At 66.7% G+C, this 16,782-nt stretch carries 17 protein-coding genes; 9 read left to right on the top strand and 8 right to left on the bottom strand.

Annotated features, from left to right (window positions below; translation table 11 throughout):
• Positions 1 to 7: 7 nt before the first annotated feature.
• The 7 genes from rimM to ABIA65_RS22635 all read right to left on the bottom strand — a co-directional run bounded on the left by rimM (position 8) and on the right by ABIA65_RS22635 (position 6,772).
• Entirely contained in the window at positions 8 to 535 is a 528-nt protein-coding gene (rimM, locus tag ABIA65_RS22665; protein ID WP_241399797.1) for a ribosome maturation factor RimM, read from the bottom strand.
• An 11-nt stretch (positions 536 to 546) separates the two neighbouring features.
• On the bottom strand, positions 547 to 789 hold the full coding sequence (locus ABIA65_RS22660) for an RNA-binding protein (RefSeq protein WP_056548932.1): 243 nt from the start codon (positions 787 to 789) through the stop codon (positions 547 to 549).
• Complete coding sequence (gene rpsP / locus ABIA65_RS22655; RefSeq protein WP_241399799.1) at positions 786 to 1,265, bottom strand: 30S ribosomal protein S16; 480 nt, start codon at positions 1,263 to 1,265, stop codon at positions 786 to 788. Before rpsP ends, ABIA65_RS22660 begins: the two co-directional genes overlap by 4 nt.
• 216 nt (positions 1,266 to 1,481) lie before the next feature.
• Positions 1,482 to 1,898: a nuclear transport factor 2 family protein gene (locus ABIA65_RS22650; RefSeq protein WP_354524969.1), complete on the bottom strand. Its 417-nt coding sequence runs from the start codon at positions 1,896 to 1,898 to the stop codon at positions 1,482 to 1,484.
• A 25-nt stretch (positions 1,899 to 1,923) separates the two neighbouring features.
• Positions 1,924 to 3,159: an osmoprotectant NAGGN system M42 family peptidase gene (locus ABIA65_RS22645; RefSeq protein ID WP_354524968.1), complete on the bottom strand. Its 1,236-nt coding sequence runs from the start codon at positions 3,157 to 3,159 to the stop codon at positions 1,924 to 1,926.
• 77 nt (positions 3,160 to 3,236) lie between these two features.
• A complete protein-coding gene (ngg, locus tag ABIA65_RS22640; protein WP_354524967.1) occupies positions 3,237 to 4,943 on the bottom strand; it encodes an N-acetylglutaminylglutamine synthetase in 1,707 nt (568 codons plus the stop codon).
• Positions 4,944 to 4,954: 11 nt separating this feature from the next.
• The gene (locus tag ABIA65_RS22635) at positions 4,955 to 6,772 is read right to left on the bottom strand and encodes an N-acetylglutaminylglutamine amidotransferase (protein ID WP_354524966.1); all 1,818 of its coding nucleotides are present in this window, start codon (positions 6,770 to 6,772) and stop codon (positions 4,955 to 4,957) included.
• Between the two features lie 144 nt (positions 6,773 to 6,916).
• Between ABIA65_RS22635 and ABIA65_RS22630 the strand changes: the two genes are divergently transcribed.
• The gene (locus tag ABIA65_RS22630) at positions 6,917 to 7,792 is read left to right on the top strand and encodes a D-alanyl-D-alanine carboxypeptidase family protein (RefSeq protein ID WP_241399808.1); all 876 of its coding nucleotides are present in this window, start codon (positions 6,917 to 6,919) and stop codon (positions 7,790 to 7,792) included.
• A 9-nt stretch (positions 7,793 to 7,801) separates the two neighbouring features.
• Here the strand turns inward: ABIA65_RS22630 and ABIA65_RS22625 are convergent, their stop codons facing one another.
• A complete protein-coding gene (locus ABIA65_RS22625; RefSeq protein ID WP_354524965.1) occupies positions 7,802 to 8,560 on the bottom strand; it encodes a TetR/AcrR family transcriptional regulator in 759 nt (252 codons plus the stop codon).
• Between the two features lie 159 nt (positions 8,561 to 8,719).
• On the opposite strand from ABIA65_RS22625, the gene ABIA65_RS22620 reads away from it, so the two are divergent.
• The 8 genes from ABIA65_RS22620 (at position 8,720) to ABIA65_RS22585 (ending at position 16,727) form a co-directional block, all read left to right on the top strand.
• A complete protein-coding gene (locus ABIA65_RS22620) occupies positions 8,720 to 9,757 on the top strand; it encodes an ABC transporter substrate-binding protein (RefSeq protein ID WP_354524964.1) in 1,038 nt (345 codons plus the stop codon).
• 73 nt (positions 9,758 to 9,830) lie between these two features.
• Complete coding sequence (locus ABIA65_RS22615) at positions 9,831 to 10,679, top strand: ABC transporter permease (RefSeq protein ID WP_354524963.1); 849 nt, start codon at positions 9,831 to 9,833, stop codon at positions 10,677 to 10,679.
• Positions 10,676 to 11,491, top strand: a complete 816-nt coding sequence (locus tag ABIA65_RS22610) for an ABC transporter permease (RefSeq protein ID WP_354524962.1) — start codon at positions 10,676 to 10,678, stop codon at positions 11,489 to 11,491. Before ABIA65_RS22615 ends, ABIA65_RS22610 begins: the two co-directional genes overlap by 4 nt.
• On the top strand, positions 11,488 to 12,582 hold the full coding sequence (locus tag ABIA65_RS22605) for an ABC transporter ATP-binding protein (protein ID WP_354524961.1): 1,095 nt from the start codon (positions 11,488 to 11,490) through the stop codon (positions 12,580 to 12,582). Before ABIA65_RS22610 ends, ABIA65_RS22605 begins: the two co-directional genes overlap by 4 nt.
• A gap of 40 nt (positions 12,583 to 12,622) precedes the next feature.
• Positions 12,623 to 13,024 carry a cupin domain-containing protein gene (locus ABIA65_RS22600; protein WP_354524960.1) on the top strand — a complete coding sequence of 134 codons (402 nt, stop codon included), beginning with the start codon at positions 12,623 to 12,625 and terminating at the stop codon, positions 13,022 to 13,024.
• Between the two features lie 10 nt (positions 13,025 to 13,034).
• Complete coding sequence (locus ABIA65_RS22595) at positions 13,035 to 14,144, top strand: arginase family protein (protein WP_354525205.1); 1,110 nt, start codon at positions 13,035 to 13,037, stop codon at positions 14,142 to 14,144.
• 37 nt (positions 14,145 to 14,181) lie between these two features.
• Positions 14,182 to 15,336 (top strand): M24 family metallopeptidase, encoded by a 1,155-nt coding sequence (locus ABIA65_RS22590; protein ID WP_354524959.1) that lies wholly within the window; start codon positions 14,182 to 14,184, stop codon positions 15,334 to 15,336.
• Entirely contained in the window at positions 15,333 to 16,727 is a 1,395-nt protein-coding gene (locus ABIA65_RS22585; protein WP_354524958.1) for an NAD(P)/FAD-dependent oxidoreductase, read from the top strand. Before ABIA65_RS22590 ends, ABIA65_RS22585 begins: the two co-directional genes overlap by 4 nt.
• The last annotated feature ends 55 nt before the right edge of the window (positions 16,728 to 16,782 follow it).

Genomic DNA, 16,782 nt, shown 5'->3' with positions numbered 1-16,782 from the left:
AGCGCACCTAGATCGAGTCCAGGTCCAGCAGACCGTCGGGCGGTTCGATCTCGATGACGCGGTTCTCCCGCGACACCGACGTCACGATCGCGCCGACGAACGGGACGAGTATCTCGGCGCCGGCCTCGTTCTTGACCGACAACAACTCCCCCGCCGCGGTGTGCAGCACCTCGGCGACGACACCCACGTCCGCACCGGCGACGGTACGCACCAGCAGACCCTCGAGTTCGTGGTCGTAGAACTCGTCGGGGTCATCAATGGGCGGCAGACTCGTCGAGTCAACCAGGAACAGGGTGCCGCGCAACGCCTCGGCGGCGTTGCGGTCGGCGACCCCGGCCAGGCGAATCAACAACCGTCCCGCGTGCTCTCGGACCGACTCGATGGTGAAGTCGCGCTCGGGACCGTTGCGAGCAGCCCTGCCACGCAACGTCGCCCCGGCCGAGAAACGTGCGGCGGGATCATCGGTGCGGATGTCGACGACAACCTCACCGGTGATGCCGTGTGCCTTTGCGATTCGCCCGACGACGAGGTCCACTGCCTGCCGTACTACTGGTCGGTGTCAACCACGTCGACGCGGATGCCGCGGCCACCGATGCCGGCCACCAACGTGCGCAGTGCAGTCGCGGTACGTCCACCACGGCCGATCACCTTGCCCAGGTCGTCGGGGTGCACATGCACCTCGACGGTCCGGCCGCGCCGGTTGGTCACCAAATCGACCCGAACGTCGTCGGGGTTGTCGACGATTCCGCGCACGAGGTGCTCAACGGCGTCGACGACGACCGTGCTCATTCGGCGGCGGGTGCTTCGGACTCGGCAGGCGCCGACTCGGCGGGCTCGGCTGCGGCCTCAGGAGCGGCTTCCTCTGCCTTCTTGGCAGGAGCCTTCTTCTTCTTGGCCGTGGTCGCGTCACCCGTGGGCGCGTCATCCGCTGCGGCGAGCGCGGCGTTGAACAGGTCGAGCTTGCTGGGCTTGGGCTCCTTGACCTTCAGCGTGCCCTCGGCACCCGGCAGGCCCTTGAACTTCTGCCAGTCACCCGTGATCTTCAGCAGGGCCAGCACGGGCTCGGTCGGCTGTGCGCCGACGCCCAGCCAGTACTGCGCGCGCTCCGAGTCGATCTCGATGAGGCTCGGCTCTTCCTTCGGGTGGTACCGGCCGATGACCTCGATGGATCGGCCATCGCGACGGTTGCGCGCGTCAGCGACGGAGATGCGGTACTGGGGGTTGCGGATCTTGCCGAAGCGGGCGAGTTTGATCTTGACAGCCATATCGGGCTACTTCTCCTGTGATTGCCACGCTTGCAATTCAAGCGACACGTGCGGGGTGCACGGTCCGGTTTTGCCTTGCGTGTGTGACCGGCACCCAAGCGCCCAGCGAGAAGCCGGAGGCGGATCGCTCAGAACGGGTCGGGTGGCGGACAGCCGCCCATTCTGCCAGAGCGTGCTGGTCAAAGAGAAATCGCGACCACGACCCTGCGCCGGCGCTCAGACGATCTTGTCGAAGCACTTGGTCTCGACCCGGCGCGTCATCCGCCAGCCGGCATCGGTGCGGACGAACTCGTCGTCGTACCAGAGCCCACAGAACAGGATCTGACCGTCGGCCGAGAGCGTCATCGGGTTGAAGCAGATCACCCGCGATGACGCCGTGTCCCCCGATATCCGCACGTCGAAGTTGCCGATCAGGTGCGAGTACGCGGGAAAGTTCGGCAGGACCTCCGCCAGCCACGCCTTGACGTCGGGAAACTGGCCGTCGATACCGCCCATCGCGCGATAGTCGATATAGGCGTCCTCGGTGAAGACGCGGTCGAGATCGTCGAACTTGCGGGTGTCGATCGCAGTCGAGTAGTCGACGAGCAACTGCTGAATTTCCAGGCGGTCGGAGATCTCTTCGAGGCTCAGCACCCCCCGATTGTGCCCTGCGCCACAATCAGGCCTGCGGGCCCTCCGCCGGTGGCCAGTGCTCCCCCGGCGACACGTCACCCGGCTCGGCGTGCTCGCCACGCGCCAGTGGCACCCACTGCTCGCTGGGCGCGGGCTGCTTCGAGGACGGGAAGTCGCGCAGTTTGCCGGTCGGGTGGGCGTCCCACTTCGCGAACGTGAGCGGCGTCTGCAGCCAGCAGTGCAGCAGGTTGTAGGTGGCCTCCAGCGACTCCAGGTGGGTGCGCTCCCAGCCGTGGCTGCCGTCCAGCCCGAACCCGACGAGCGCGGCTCGCGTCTCCGCGCCCGCCTCGATCGCCGCGGCCGCATCGGACCGGTAGTACCGGAACACGTCTCGTGCATAGGGGATCTTGTGCTCGTCGGCGAGCCTGCACAGCTTGCGGGTGAGGTGATAGTCGAAGGGGCCGTGCAGGTCTGCCATCGGGATGGTCACGCCATCCTCCATCGAGTGCTGCCCGGGAGCGCACACCGCGTTGTCCACTGAGATGAGTTCTGCGACGTCCGGCGGCAGCCCGTGGCTGGCGCCGTGACCGACCTCCTCGGTGATGGTCACCATGATCGTGGTGCGGTGCGGAAGCACGAGCTTGCCCTCGGCGGAGTTCTTCGCCAGCGCGAGCGCCACCGCGACACCGGCCTTGCCGTCAAGGTGCCGGGAGACGATGAACCCGTCCTCGGTGAGTTCGGGACTCGTGATGAACGCGACGAAGTCACCGACGTTGACGCCGAGCCGCTCGAGGTCCTCGCGCGACGAGACCCTGCGGTCGACGCGGACCTCGACGTGCTCCCAGTCGGTGGGCTGCGTGTCGATCTCGTCGCCGAACGCGTGTCCGCTGGCCTTGAGCGGCATGACCGTTCCGGTGATGAACTCGTCGGGATCGTCGCAGAAGATGCGCACGCGAGCCCCGGTGGCGAACCGCGCCGAGAAGGTGCCCACCGGGATCAGCTCGAGCCGCCCGTTGTCCTTCAACGCCCGGACCATGCAGCCGATGGTGTCGGCGTGGACGACGAGCGCACGATCCGTGGTGTCCGACTCGCCGGGCAGTTCGGCCATCAAGGCACCGCGGCGCGTCAGCAGGAAGGGCACGCCCATGTCGTCGAGCAGATCGCCGATCAGCTGCATCACCGCATCGGTGCGCCCCGAGGGGCTCGGCGTCTGCAACAGCGCGAGCAGCGTGTCGACCATCCATGTGCGGTCCTCCACGGGCATCGCAGCGATCTCGGGCACAGCTCTCCCTTCGGGTGTCACGGTCTGAGGTCTCAGACTCATCTCAATGTCTTACACAACCAACGGCGCGACCCTACTCAGCCGTGATCGACGGGACCGGGCTGCCACGCCCAGGGTGTCGCGGCAGTCCGTGGAAAGAGCAGATCCACAAACGCCTGGGCCGTGGGTCGAGGTTCGTGGTTGGCCAGCCCGGGCCGCTCGTTGGCCTCGATGAAGACGTACTCCGCACCCTCCACGCTGGGCACCATCAGATCGATGCCGGTGACGGGGATGCCGATGGCGTCGGCGGCGTCGACCGCCACCTTCGCCAATGCCGGGTTCAGATCGTCGGTGACGTCGCGGATGGTGCCGCCGGTGTGCAGGTTGGCTGTCCGCCGCACCACCAGGTGTTCATTGGAGGGCAGCACGTCGTCCAGCGTCCACCCGGCCTCGGCGATGGTGTCCCGCGTGAGGTCGTCGACCGGGATCACCGACTCCCCCTGAGTGGCCACCGATCGCCGACGGCTCTGCGCCTCGACGAGCTGTCGGATGGTGTGCCTGCCGCTGCCGACCACCTCGGGTGGACGACGGATCGCGGCCGCGATCACCTTGCCGCCAATCACGACGACCCGCAGATCCTCACCCTCGCAACGCTCTTCGATGATCACTTCGGGGCAGTGCTTGGCGGCCCACGCCAGCGCGCGGTCCAGGTCCTTGGGGCTGCTCACCCCGACGGTGATACCCGCGCCCTGTTCACCGCGGGCCGGCTTGACCACCACCGAGCCGACCTCGGCGAGGAACTCGTAGTCCTTGTCGGTGAAGGTGGCATCGTGGCCACGGGGTACGCGAATACCCGCTTCGGCCACCACCTTCCGCGCGACTCGCTTGTCGTCACAGCGGCTCATCGCGACGGCGTTGGTCAGCTCCGACAGCGACTCCCGGGTGACCACGCTGGTGCCGCCGTGCGTCAGTCGCAGGTAGCCACCCCTGCCGTCGAGCACCTCGACGGTGATCCCGCGCATGATGGCCTCGTCGGCGATGATCCGGGCGTACGGGTTGAGTTCGGCCAGACCCTCCTCCTCCTGCACGGGCGCGAACAACTTCTCGTTGATGGCGTTCTTGCGCTTGATACCCAGCGGCGGAACCCTCTCGAAACCCATTCGCTCATACAGCGCGATGGCGCCCTCGTTGTCGTGCAGCACCGAGAGATCCATCTGTGCGCGGCCACGCCTGACGAACTCCTCGACGAGCGACCGCACCAGCAGCCCACCGACCCCGGGGCGTGACACCGTCGGGTCGACCGCAAGACACCACAGGCTGGAGCCGTTCTCCTCGTCGCCGAAGAGTTGTCGGTGATCAATTCCGGTCACAGTGCCGACCACCGCACCGGTTTCATCGTCGACCGCGACCAGATACACCATGTGCGGCTCGGACTCACAGTTGCGCCACATCAGATCGACGTCGGCGGGCACCATTCGACATTGCAGGTAGATGTGATTGATCGCCGAGCAGTCCTCGGGCGAACTGACCGCTCGCACCGACATTCCCGGCACGTCGTCCGGCCGGTACTCGCCCGGGTGATCGAATCGCAGCCGGTAGGTGAAGCTCGGGTCGATGAAGAACTCGTGCGGATGCAGCGCGACAAAGACATGCGGCGCGTCGAGATACATGCCGATATCGCGTCTACCGCTGCCCTCGGCCCGCAACGCATTGCCGAACTGGTCGGGGTCGGAGAACGTCTGGCCGAACACCAGCCTTCCCCAGCCGAGGTCTTGGATCACACCTTGGGTGGATTCTTCGCGCACGGCCTCGGATATCACGCTAGCGCGGCCCCATCCACGTGGCGGGCCAGCCACAGCTCCAACAAACCCAACTGCCACAGCGGGTTTCCGCGCAGTGGTGTGAGATTTCCATTGGGCTCATTGAGCATCGAGTTGACCGTACCCGAATCGAACAATCCGCGGGTCCGCGCCGAGTCCGAGTGCAGGGCATCGCGGACGAGATCGAGGTACGGTCCGGCCAGATGCTTGAGCGCGGGCACTGGGAAGTAGCCCTTGGGGCGGTCAATCACATCGGCCGGAATGACCTGGCGGGCAGCCTCCTTCAGCACACCCTTGCCGCCGAACGCGGTCTTGAGCTCGGGCGGGCAGGTCGCCGCCAGTTCGACGAGTTCGTGATCGAGGAACGGCACCCGGCCCTCAAGCCCCCACGCCATCGTCATGTTGTCGACGCGCTTGACCGGGTCGTCCACCAACATCACCGTGGTGTCCAGCCGCAGCGCGCGGTCCGTCGCGGTGTCGGCACCGGGATGGCTGAAGTGCGCTCGCGCGAACTGTCCCGCGACGTCACCGTCGAGGCGCCAACTCGGCTGCAGCAACGCGTTCGTCGCATCGTGGTCACGGTCGAAGAACGCCGCGCGGTAGCGAGTGAGCGCGTCGTCCGGGTCCCCATCCGCGGCGTGCGCCATCGGCGGATACCAGTGGTAGCCGGCGAAGATCTCATCGGCGCCCTGCCCCGACTGCACCACCTTGACCTGCTTGCTGACCTCCTCGGACAACAGGTAGAACGCCACGCAGTCATGGCTCACCATGGGCTCGCTCATGGCCCCGATGGCGCCTGAGAGCGCAGGCAGCATGCGCGCGGTGTCGATGCGGATCTGATGGTGATCGGTGTCGAAGTGGCGCGCGATGACGTCGGAGTACTTGAACTCGTCACCCTCCTCGCCGCCCGCCGCCTCGAAGCCGATGGAGAACGTCTTAAGGCCATGCTGTCCCGCCTCCGACAGCAGGCCGACGATGAGACTGGAGTCCAACCCACCGGACAGCAGGCAGCCGACGGGCACGTCGGCCACCAGGCGGCGCTCCACCGCGGTGCGCAGCGACGCCAGGATCGCGTCCTGCCAGTCTCGTTCCGACCAGCCGTCCCGTTCGGATGACCGCTCGAAAACCGGCTCCCACCACGTCTTCTCGATACGGGTGCCATCGGGCTCGATAGCCATGATGGTGCCGGGCGGCAGTTTGTGCACGCCGCGCAGGATCGTGCGCGGCGCGGGAACCACGGAGTGAAAGCTCAGATAGTGATGCAGTGCGACGGGGTCGATGTCGGTGTCGACTCCCCCGGCGGCCACCAGGGCGGGCAGCGACGAGGCGAACCGCAGCGCGCCAGCACCGTTCCCGTCGACGACATCGGACCAGTACAGCGGCTTGACCCCGAGCCGGTCGCGGGCCAGCAGGACGCGTCCACTGTCGGTCTCGGCCACCGCGAAGGCGAACATCCCGAACAGGTGCTCCACGACGCGGTCGCCCCACTCCTTGTAGCCCTTGAGGACCACCTCGGTATCGCTGTGTGAGAAGAAGCGGTAGCCCTTGCCCAGAAGTTCGCGGCGCAGTTCGGCGTAGTTGTAGATGCACCCGTTGAACGCGACGGTGAGGCCGAGCTCCGGGTCGTGCATGGGCTGATGCCCGTGGCTGGACAGGTCGATGATGGCCAACCGGCGGTGGCCCAGCGCAACATCCTCGCGGGCCCAGAGGCCGGAGCTGTCCGGTCCGCGCGGGACCATCGAGTCCGTCATGGCGGCTACTGCCGCGAGATTGGCGGGACGCCCGCGGGCGACCTCTCCAGCGATGCCGCACATGGTGTCCAATCACCCTCTCGTTCGGGGGCGACAAGCCATGGTGGTACCCAGAAACGTCGCCCGCGTCCACTACGTAGCCCGTTGGGAGCGGCCCCAAACACGATCTGCGTCACACACAGGTAAGCGGGTTAGGCTCCTGGCTTCATGGGGAAGTTCGTCACCGCAGTCCTGGCCGCCACGGCGGCCGTGTTCACCCTCGCCATCCCGGTGGCCTCGGCGGATGTGGAGGTGACGCCCGTCGGATCCGTTCCGATGCCCGACTGGCCAGCGCCCGCGTGGATCGTGGCCGACCTGGACACCGGGCAGATCCTGGCGGGCCGCGACCAGTACGTCACGCACGCACCGGCCAGCACGATCAAGACACTCCTGGCGCTCGTCGCCATCGACGAACTCCCATTGACCGCCACCGTGGTCGCCGACGAGGCCGACGCAACGGTCGAGTGCAACTGCGCCGGCGTGGAGGCGGGCCGGACCTACACCACGCAGGAGCTGCTGGACGGTCTGCTGCTGGTCTCGGGAAATGATGCCGCCAACACCCTGGCGCACATGCTCGGCGGCAGGGACGCGGCGGTGGCGAAGATGAACGCCAAGGCCGCCGCGCTGGGTGCGGCAGCCACACACGCGGGGTCACCGTCCGGTCTCAACGGGCCCGGTATCGACGGCTACACGACGGCACACGACCTGGCGTTGATCTTCCGCGCGGCGCTCGCCAATCCGGTCTTCGCCGCGATCACCGCGGCGCACACGGCACCGTTCCCCGGCGACGCGGGCCCGGCGACGCTGATCAACCAGAACGAGATGATGTTCCGCTATCCCGGCATGCTCGGTGGCAAGTCCGGTTTCACCGACGTCGCCCGCAAGACCTATGTCGGCGCCGCGCAGCGCGATGGTCGACGCCTCGTCGTCGCGATGATGTTCGGCCTGGTCAAAGAGGGTGGGCCCACCTACTGGGATCAGGCGACCGCGCTTCTTGACTGGGGCTTCGCCCAGGACCGCTCGGTGAGCATCGGCGCGCTCTGACCGCTCGAATCAGTTGGGTGCGTGAACGCCGTTCCCGTGTCCCGCCAGGATTCGCTCGATGAACTCCGGTGTCAGCGGCTCTGTCAGCGTTCCGTCTCCGACGGCGGCCCTGGCGACCTGAGCGGCCGCCCGCGACTCGTCGGCGGCGATCGACAGCAGTGCGGTCGTCGCGTCCACCAGCCGGTCGTACATCCCCTCCGGGGTGACCACAGCCGGATCCACCATCGATCGCACTGCCAGGCCGTCGATCAGCGACATCAACACCAGAGCGGTGTGGTCGTGAGTCGCCGTGGTCGTCGCCCTATCCGCGGCGGCCAGAGCCGTGATGGCGTTCCGGAACGGCCCGGTCCACCGCGCGTAGACCTCGTGCGCGATGGCTGAGAGGGCCGAATCGCGGCGGGCCGACGCCCACAGTTCCATCCAGAATCCCCAGCGTTCGGCGAAGGTGACACTGCCGATCGCATGCAACCGCAGCCCGGCGAACAGCGTCACGAGTGGATCGGGCTGGGTATCCGCAAACCGGTGCCAGGCATCGAGGCTGACGCTCATCATGACCTGAAACGTCTGCTCCATGAGTTCTTGTCGGGTGCGGAAGTAGTGCTGCACCAGCCCCAGGCTGACCCTGGCTTCGGCGGCAATATCCTTCAGCCGGGCCCGATCCGCACCGTCGCGCGCGATCACTTTGACTGCCGCACAAAGTATCTGGGCGCGACGAAGCCGCGCCAGGTCACTCTCGCTGGCGCTCTGGGCGGGCGCGTCGCTCGTCATGGCGCAGCTCCTCTGCTCACTGCCGAAACCTCCTGCACTCTGCCTTGAAATCGCGCACCGGGCGGTGATCCGAGCGATGTCGCGACCAATAAGTGGCCGTAGTCACCATAATATCGTATTATTGTGACCTGCATCTCTGAACTCCCCAGGAGGAAACCCATGCGCCTCGGATCTCGCTACCAGGTCCTGACGATCACCGCAGTGGCGGCACTTGCCGTGTCGGGCTGCTCCGGATCCTCCGGCGATGGAAAGCAGGTCACGTTCGCCAGCTACGGCAGCGCGTATCAGGACGCGCAGAACGAGGCGCTGCTCGACCCGTGGTCCGCCGAGACCGACACCGCCGTGACCAACGACTCCCCCACGTCCTACCCGAAGATCGCTCAGATGGTCGACGCCAACCAGGTCATGTGGGACGTCGTCGACACCGAGCCGTTCTATCCCGTCGCAAACTGTGGCAAGTACGTGGAGAAGCTCGACCTCAGCAAGATCGATGTGAGCAAGTTCCCGCCGGGCACCGTGTCAGACTGCGCCATTCCGTTCGCGCAGTACTCGACCGTGATGGTCTACGACACCAAGAAGTTCGAGCAGGGGCCCACCAGTTACGCCGACTTCTTCGACCTGCAGCGGTTCCCGGGTATCCGGATGGTGCCGAACTGGGCCGGCGGCGGCGCGCTCGAACTGGCATTGCTCGCCGACGGGGTGGCACCAGAGAACCTCTATCCGCTCGACCTCGACCGCGCGTTCGCCAAGCTCGACACGATCCGCGACTCGCTGCGGTTCTGGAACACCAGTTCCGAAAGCCAGCAGGCGATGGAGGACGGCACCGCCGATATCGCCTTCATGTGGTCCGGTCGCGCATACGAGGCCGAGAAGAACGGGGCCACGCTGACACCGGTGTGGGACAACAATCTGCTGGCGTGGGCCAGCCTGAGCATCATCAAGGGCACCAAGAACCTCGAAGCGGCACAGTCGCTCATCGAGTACGCGGCAACCCCTGAGCCCCAAGCGCGTTTCGCAGAACTCCAGCCGTACTCCCCGGCCAACTCCGACGCAGCGCCGAAGCTTGACGAACTACAGCAGAAGTACGACGTCGCGGCCCCAGAGATCCAGGGGCAGGCGGTCATCACCAACGTGCAGTACTGGGCCGACAACAACGACGCGGCCAACAAGGCGTGGACGGCGTGGTCGACGTCTTGATGGTGCCGAGTCCCCACATCAGCATTCGAGATCGACAGAGCCCGCGAGACCGCGCAGGTAGGTGGAAGTCGCCATGTCAGTGAAAAGACGCTGGGCACTCGCGCTGCTAGCCCCGGCGCTGCTCCTGATAATCGTGTTCTTCCTCGTGCCGATCGGCGCGATCCTCGTCCGATCGTTCACCGAACCGCAGCTGGGTCTCGAGACCTACCGCGCCCTGCTGGCGGACCCGACCACGTTTCGGGTGCTGGGGCGGACACTGCTAACGGGCGCCGTCGCCGTCGTCGTGTGCCTACTCCTCGGCTATCCCTACGCGTACCTGATGACATTGGTGGGCCCCACCGCCAAGTCCATCCTGATGGTCGTCGTGCTGGTGCCATTCTGGACGAGTCTGATGGCGCGGACGTTCGCTTGGATCTCACTGCTACAACGCGACGGCCCGGTCGCTGCGGTGCTCGGATTCTTCGGGATGCCTGACGTGGTCCTGCTCGGGAGCAGCATCGGCGTCATGATCGGCATGGTCCAGATTCTCCTGCCCTATATGGTTCTCACCCTGTCGACCAGCCTGGGCCAGATCGACCGCGGCCTGCTAACCGCCGCGCAGAGCCTGGGCGCCAACCGATTCCGTGCGTTCGCGCAGGTCTACCTGCCGCTCTCTGCGCCGGGCGTGTTCGCAGGCAGCGTCCTGGTGTTCATCCTCGCGCTGGGGTTCTACATCACTCCGCAGCTTCTCGGCAGCCCGCAGGAGTCGTTGATTGCTCAGGTCATCGGCGTCCGAGTTGAGCGGCTGGTGGACTTCGCCGGCGCCGGCGGCCTCTCGCTGATCCTGCTGCTGGCAACAGTGGCCAGCCTCCTGGTCGGTCTGCTGGCGTTCAAACCGCTTCGCGCTCTGGTCGGGACCGGGACGACGGCGGGTGCCCGATGAATCAAGCCACCCGGGTCCGCTGGCCCATCGTCGTCGTCGCGAGTGTCGTCGGACTGCTGCTCGTGGCACCGACGCTGGTCGTCATCCCGCTGTCATTCACCGACCGCCGCAGCTTCGCGTTCCCAAATGAGGGGTGGTCGCTGCGGTGGTACGAGAAGTTCTTCACCGACCGCGGTTGGCTGGAGGCACTGGGCACCAGCCTCACCCTCGCGCTGCTGACCGGGGTTGTGGCGACCGTGGTCGGAACCCTGGCCGCCTACGGGCTGAACCGAAGCCGACTCCCCGGCTCCGGTGCGGCGCGGGGTCTTCTCATGGTGCCAATCGCCATTCCCGGAATCGTTGCCGCCGTGGCGATCTTCGGCACCTACCTCGGTTGGGGCCTGTCCGGCACGATGCTCGGCCTGATGCTCGCACACACGGTGCTGGCGATTCCCTTCGTCATCATCCCCGTCAACACCGCGATGCAGGGACTGGACCCGACTCTGGATCGTGCCGCGGCGGTACTGGGGGCGAGTCCGCTGGGTCGATTCCGCCAAATTCAGCTCCCGCTGCTCGCTCCCGCCATCGCCACGGGCTTCGTGTTCGCATTCGTCACGAGCCTCGACGAGGTGGTGGTGTCGTACTTCCTGCAGTCTCCCACCGTGCGCACGCTGCCGGTCAAGATGTACAGCTCAGTCACCGTTGAGACCGATCCAGCGATCGCGGTGGCCGCCACGCTCGTCCTGCTGTTCTCGACCGCAGTGATCCTGACCCCCAGGCTCGTGTCCATCGTCCGTACGCGCCGATCTTCAGTCCCGAAGGAAAACAAGTGATCTCGCAGAAGTCGACCCCTCCCATTGACGCCAGTCCGCGGCTCAGCCAGCGCGGCCGACCGGTGCGCATCGAGAAGCTGACCAAGCAGTTCGGCGAGAACGTGGCCGTCAATGGCGTCGACCTGGATATCCACGCCGGGGAGCTGCTGACGCTGCTCGGAGCGAGCGGCTCCGGCAAGAGCACATTGCTGTCGATGATCGCCGGATTCACCACCCCGACATCGGGAACCGTCACGGTGGCCGGCGACGACATCACCGGGATACCACCGCACCGGCGCAACATCGGCATGGTGTTCCAGCAGTACTCGCTGTTCCCGCACATGAGTGTCCTTGTCAACGTCGAGTTTCCGCTGAAGCAGCGTGGGGTGTCCCGGGCAGAGCGCCGACGTTTGGCGATGCAGGCGCTCGAGGTGGTCGAACTCAGCCAAAAGGCCGACGCCCGGCCGACCGAGCTCAGCGGCGGTCAGCAGCAGCGAATCGCGTTGGCCCGCGCGCTTGTCTTCTCCCCCACAGTGCTGCTGATGGACGAACCGTTCGGCGCCCTGGACCGCGCCCTGCGCGAACGCATGCAGGAGGAGGTCCGTCGGATCCACCGGGATCTGGGGGTCACGATCGTCTTCGTAACCCACGATCAGCAAGAGGCGTTGACCATGTCCGATCGAATCGCGGTGTTCGAGCGGGGCCGGATTGAACAGCTCGGCACCCCGGAGGACCTTTATGACTCCCCCGGCACCCTGCACGTCGCAACGTTCCTCGGCGAATCGAACGTGCTACCGGGAGTGACCCGCCAGGGAGTGCTGACCACCGAGCACGGCGTGCGACTGCCCGCAGGCGACGCTGCGGACGGGACGGGGCGTCTGGTGGTGCGGCCGGAGCGAATCACCGTGGGTCCCAGCGCCTCAAGTGGCTCGGCGACAGTGGACGGGACTGTGTCCGACGTCGTGTATCTCGGCACCGACCGCCGCATCGTCGCGACCACCGCCGTCGGCGAGCTGATCGCGCGCGTGCCGGCCACCGACAGCACCCCGGCCCCCGGCGAGCCCGTGACCCTCAGCTGGGCACCGGACGGCGCCCGCTACTTCCTCGACTGAAACCCCTTCATCAGCAACCCAACCCAGGAATAGGAGCAAGGTGCCAGAGCATCCCCGGCCCGTCGTCATCCCGCTTAGGGACGTCATCCCCGTCGCCGCCGAGAGCGCGCCGACGAAGGTGCGGATCAGCCGAATCATCACGCGAGCCGCACACGGCAGCAATCTGACCCAGGGCGTCTGCTGGATGGACCCCGGCGACGAGACCAACCGCTGGTCCAGCGCTGCCGAGGACGACACCGAGCCGGGTGAGCACTGGTACGGCCCGGTCGACGAGACCTACTACATAGTCGAGGGAACGCTGCGATTCACCTGGGGTGATGAGGTCGTCGACCTCCACCCCGGCGACACCGTGTATCTCGCACCGGGGTGGAAGTACCACCTGGCCAACATCAGTGACAAGCCGGCGTTCTTCGTCTACAACATGACCCCAGCGCAGGAGTGAGGCAGTGCACATGCTGACCGTCTTCTGGGACGAACGCGTCCTCGACCACGACACCGGAACGGCACTGCACGAAGTCGCCCCGAGCCCGTGGATCACCATGCCCGAATCCCACACGGAGGGACCGGCGCGGCTGCGGGCGATGCACTCCGTTCTGCGCTCCGGACCCGTCGCATCCCAATTGACCTGGGGCGCTGGCAGGCTCGCGAGCGACGAGGAACTGTGCACCGTGCACCCGGCGGAGTACCTCAACCAGATCAAGGACCTGAGCTCATCGGGCGGTGGATGGATAACGGGCACCACCAGGGTGGGCGCGGACTCCTACCCAGCATTGTGCGCGGCAGCGGGCACCGCCCTGGAGGCTGGAGCAGCCGTCCTCGATGGCCGCTCCCAGATCGCGTACGCACTGGTTCGACCGCCGGGCCATCACGCCCAAGTGGCTCAGGCCGACGGCTACTGCATGTTCAATCATGCCGCTCTCATCGCCGAGCTCGCACTGCGCTCCGGCCTCCACAGGATCCTGACGATCGACTGGGATGTACACCACGGCAACGGAACTCAAGACATCTTCTATGGTCGAAACGATGTCCTGACGACGAGCATTCACATGAATCACGGGCCGTGGGGCCCGACCCATCCCCAGACCGGGTGGGCCGATGAGGTCGGAGCGGACAGCGGGATCGGCCACAACGTGAACATCCCGCTCCCCCTTGGGGTCGGAGACACCGGGTACCTCAGGGCCATCGACGAGATCGTCACCCCGATCGCCCAGGCCTATCAACCGCAGCTCATCATCGCGGCGAGCGGTCAGGACGCCAGCGCCTTTGACCCCAACGGCAGGCACAACGTCACGATGGCGGGATTCCGCGCGATCGGCGAACGACTTTCGGCACTCGCGGCAGCGCACTGCGACGGACGCGTGGTGCTCGTACAGGAGGGCGGCTACAACCCGTCCTACGCCCCGTACTGCCTGCTGGCCACCATCGAGGGGCTGCTCGGCACGGCGGTGCCGACCAAGGACCCGCTGGCGTACATACCGGACCAGACTCTCGGCCTCGACGAGGCACTTGCCGATGTCGTCGCCAATCACCAGGAAACCTGGCCTGCGCTTCGGCGCGGCTGAGGTATCCGCCCCCACCCCGAGAAAGCTAGGAACACCCATGCTGCAAAGCGCCTTTCCGATCGCCACCTACCACCACCGCCTCGCGGATGTGCAATCCCGGATGAGGGAGGCCGGTCTCGACGCGATGCTCGTATCCATGCCGGACGCCGTGCATTGGCTGACCGGGGTGGACTCCGTCGGCTATCTCTGGCCGCAGGCGCTCATCGTCCCCGCCGACGCAGGAAGCGAACCGACCTTCGTCACCAGAACCACAGAGGCGCCCGGCGTCGACGCGTGTTCGTGGCTGAGCCAGCGCCGCTTCTATGACATCTCGGTGACCGACCCGGTGGATGCGTTGATCAGCGCGGTCTCCGATCTCGGATTCGGCAGCGCCCGACTCGGCTTGGAGACCGACGCCTTCACCATGCTGCCGTCGACCTACCTGCGTATCGTCGCGGCCTTCCCGAACGCCACCGTCAGCGATTGCAGTTATGTGGTGCCAGAGGCTCGGCTGGTCAAAACCGAGGCCGAACTCGCCTACCAGCGCCAGGCCGCGGCGATCGCCGATCACGCCATGAGCGAGGTACTCAGCCGTGTCCGCCCCGGCATCTCCGAGTTGGACCTCGCCGGCATTGCCGCGAGGGCATTGGGTGAGGCCGGTGGTGAGCACGCCGCCATTCCGCCGATGGTGGTGTCCGGCGAGCGCAGCGCCCTGGTGCACTGTATGGCCAGCCGGCGTGTGCTCGGCCGCGGCGACGTGGTCTGCATTGAACTCGCGGGCGTGGTACACCGCTACCACGCCGTCCTCATGCGCACCGCCACCGTCGGGGAGCCCGGACCGCGCGTGCGTGAGGTCGCCGAGCTGCAGAAGCAGGCCCACCTCGCCGCGGTCGCCAAGACGGCGCCAGGAAACGCCGTACAGGAGCCCGAGGACGCGGCCCGCGCGGTGCTCGAACCCGCAGGGCTGCACGGCAATCGGTGCCACCGGATCGGCTACAGCCTCGGTGTCGCCTACCCGCCGGGATGGCTGGAGCCCATGACGATGGTGCAGGGCGACCCCCATCGGTTCGCGCCGGGGATGTCCTTCACGGTCGAGCCCAACCTGCATCTCCCGGAGGAGGGTTTCGGGTTGAAGCTGGGCGAGACGGTCGAGTGCACTTCCACCGGGCCGCGCACGATGACAGCGCTCGAGCACGACCTGTTTGTCGTATGAGTCGAGACGGTGACCGCGAGATCGCCACGACCGGCGGTGTGTCGTTCTGGTACAGCCAGATCGGGCGGCCCACACCCACCGATGTCCTCGACGGGCCGGCCGATGCCGACGTGGCGATCGTGGGGGCTGGCTACACCGGCCTGTGGTTGGCGTACTACCTCAAGAGGGCTCGCCCTGAGCTGTCGATCCGCATTCTGGAGCAGGAGTTCGCCGGCTACGGCGCGTCCGGCCGCAACGGCGGCTGGCTGACAAACACGATCACCGGCGGCCAGGACGGCTATGCCGCGGAGTTCGGCCGGGACGCCACCCGGGCGTTCCAGTTGGCGCTCAACGACACCGTCGACGAGGTGATCGCGGTGACCGAGCGGGAGGGTATCGACGCCGAGGTCCGAAAGGGCGGGAGCCTCCTGGTGGCGCGCAACGCGGCTCAACTTCGGCGCGTCGACGCCCATGTCCGTCACGCCGAGCAGTGGCCGGAGGAGGGCTACGCGCGGATGAGCGCCGCCGAGACAGTCGAGCGGGTCCGTGTCGACGGAGCACTCGGCGGTCTATGGCAACCGCACTGTGCCCGCATCCATCCCGCCAAGCTCGCGCAGGGTTTGGCGCAGGTGGTACGGGGCCTCGGGGTCCGCATTCACGACAAGACCCGCGTCGAACGGATCACACCTCATCAAGCCGTCACCGATCGGGGCATCGTAAGCGCGACCCACGTCATCCGTGCCACAGAGGGTTTCACAGCCGCGCTGGCCGGGGAGAAACGGACGTGGGCGCCGCTGAACTCGTCGATGATCATCACTCAACCGCTGCCTCCCAAGGCGTGGGAGGCCATCGGTTGGCAGCAGTACGACACGCTTGAAGACCTGTCACACGTGTACTCCTACGCACAGCGCACGCTCGACGGGCGGATTGCGATCGGAGGCCGCGGCAATCCCTACCGGTGGGGTTCCCGCACCGACAATGACGGCGACATCGCGGCCTCCACGGTCGCCGCGCTCGCCGCGATCCTGCGCGCATGGTTCCCGGCCGCACGGGACATCCCGATCGCCCACGGTTGGAGCGGCGTCCTGGGGGTGCCGCGCAATTGGCGTGCCACGGTCGGCTACGACCCGAGCACAGGGCTTGGCTGGGGCGGCGGCTACGTCGGTACCGGCGTCGCCGCAACCAATCTCGCCGGCCGCACCCTGGCGGAGCTGATCCTGGCCGAGGACACCGAACGGACCCGGTTGCCCTGGGTGAACCAGCAGACGAGGCGCTGGGAGCCAGAGCCATTGCGGTGGTTGGGCATTCACGGCATCTATAAGGCCTACAGCTGGGCTGACCGTCGTGAAGCGCGCGGTGGCGGCCGGACCTCCGTCATCGCTCAGCTCGCAGACACCATCAGCGGGCGCTGAGCGCAACCACGCCGTCGATACCTGACGGAGACCTGATCGAGGGCTGTCCGAGTCC

Source organism: Mycolicibacterium sp. 624 (assembly GCF_040548615.1).
Classification (GTDB): Bacteria; Actinomycetota; Actinomycetes; order Mycobacteriales; family Mycobacteriaceae; genus Mycobacterium.
The sequence above is the reverse complement of the archived record's forward strand: the minus strand, read 5'-3'. Positions and strand labels throughout refer to the sequence as shown.